This is a genomic window from Actinomadura vinacea (genome assembly GCF_039532545.1).
Taxonomy (GTDB): Bacteria; Actinomycetota; Actinomycetes; order Streptosporangiales; family Streptosporangiaceae; genus Spirillospora; species Spirillospora vinacea.
In genome coordinates this window covers 1-1,183 of record NZ_BAAARW010000055.1, presented here as the reverse complement: position 1 = coordinate 1,183, position 1,183 = coordinate 1, and the positions used below count along the sequence as shown (strand labels likewise).

The following is a 1,183-nucleotide window of genomic DNA, read 5'->3' as shown; positions in this document are numbered from 1 at the left end:
AGTGAGCTATTACGCACTCTTTCAAGGATGGCTGCTTCTAAGCCAACCTCCTGGTTGTCACGGCAACTCCACATCCTTTACCACTTAGCACACGCTTAGGGGCCTTAACCGATGATCTGGGCTGTTTCCCTCTCGACTACGAAGCTTATCCCCCGCAGTCTCACTGCCACGCTCTCACTTACCGGCATTCGGAGTTTGGCTGACGTCAGTAACCTTGTCGGGCCCATCGGCCATCCAGTAGCTCTACCTCCGGCAAGAAACACGCAACGCTGCACCTAAATGCATTTCGGGGAGAACCAGCTATCACGGAGTTTGATTGGCCTTTCACCCCTAACCACAGGTCATCCCCCAGGTTTTCAACCCTGGTGGGTTCGGGCCTCCACACCGTCTTACCGGCGCTTCACCCTGCCCATGGCTAGATCACTCCGCTTCGGGTCTACAGCATGCGACTCAAACGCCCTATTCAGACTCGCTTTCGCTACGGCTACCCGCCACCGGTTAACCTCGCCACACACCATAACTCGCAGGCTCATTCTTCAAAAGGCACGCCATCACGAACAACCCCCCAAAGGAGGCTGAGGACGCTCTGACGGCTTGTAGGCACACGGTTTCAGGTACTCTTTCACGACCCCTCACCGGGGCACTTTTCACCTTTCCCTCACGGTACTGGTCCGCTATCGGTCATCAGGAAGTATTCAGCCTTACCACGTGGTCGTGGCAGATTCACACGGGATTTCACGGGCCCCGTGCTACTCGGGAACACACCCAGAAGCCACTCGGATTTCGTCTACCGGACTCTCACCGTCTACGGTCGGCCTTCCCATGCCATTCGACTACCCGAGCAGTTTGTAACTTCTCGACCCAGCGGCAGCTGAATCAGGATGGTCCCACAACCCCGCACACGCAACGCCTGCCGGCTATCACACGCGCACGGTTTAGGCTCCTCCGCTTTCGCTCACCACTACTCACGGAATCACAATTGTTTTCTCTTCCTGCGGGTACTGAGATGTTTCACTTCCCCGCGTTCCCACCAACCGCCCTATACATTCAGACGGCGGCGACACCCCATGACGGGTGCCAGGTTTCCCCATTCGGAAATCCCCGGATCAAAGTCTGGTTGCCGACTCCCCGAGGCATATCGCAGGCTCCCACGTCCTTCATCGGCTCCTGATGCCAAGGCATC

1 rRNA gene is annotated in these 1,183 nt (G+C 57.1%); it reads right to left on the bottom strand.

Annotated elements, in window-relative coordinates:
* Positions 1–1,183, bottom strand: a 23S ribosomal RNA gene (locus ABD340_RS47760); the annotation flags it as partial.